Here is a 627-nt window from a genome sequence, read left to right on the forward strand (position 1 = left end):
GGGCGAAAGAAAAGCATGGGTTACATACGGTCATGGACAGCGCTACGTTACACCGTCCACTCTATGCGATCTGGTTACAAAATAGCGATAAGCAGGCGCAGATCCATGAGATCCTCAAAAACCCTATTCTGGAATAAACGCTACTCTCCATGGACGGAGATCAGCAAGGTATTTTCGTAGAGGATATTGCCAATGGAGATTAGAGATAAAAAAAATCCTTTGCCTGAGCAAAGGATTCTTATAAATGGCAGGGGCGGAGAGACTCGAACTCCCAACACCCGGTTTTGGAGACCGGTGCTCTACCAATTGAACTACGCCCCTAAAATTTTCTTACCACTAAGCCTGCTATTTGAGCAGGCTTAATGTTAAATAAGTGGCGGAACGGACGGGACTCGAACCCGCGACCCCCTGCGTGACAGGCAGGTATTCTAACCGACTGAACTACCGCTCCACCGAATTTCTTCGCTTTATTACCACCGGTTGTCACCCCGGCTTACTGCAATTTGATGCCTGGCAGTTCCCTACTCTCACATGGGGAGACCCCACACTACCATCGGCGCTACTGCTGTCTATTATAATCATCTCCGAGCCACCGAGACTAGCAAGATTCCCGTTTGCCGTTTTCTC

At 49.0% G+C, this 627-nt stretch carries 2 tRNA genes; both read right to left on the reverse strand.

Annotated elements, in window-relative coordinates:
* Nucleotides 1–245: 245 nt before the first annotated feature.
* Nucleotides 246–321 (reverse strand) — tRNA-Trp (locus tag PL597_RS25990).
* Nucleotides 322–374: 53 nt separating this feature from the next.
* Nucleotides 375–451: transfer RNA gene (locus PL597_RS25995), tRNA-Asp, on the reverse strand.
* Nucleotides 452–627 lie beyond the last annotated feature (176 nt).

The sequence above is a fragment of the Agrobacterium sp. ST15.13.013 genome (assembly GCF_027956525.1).
Taxonomy (GTDB): domain Bacteria; phylum Pseudomonadota; class Alphaproteobacteria; order Rhizobiales; family Rhizobiaceae; genus Agrobacterium; species Agrobacterium salinitolerans.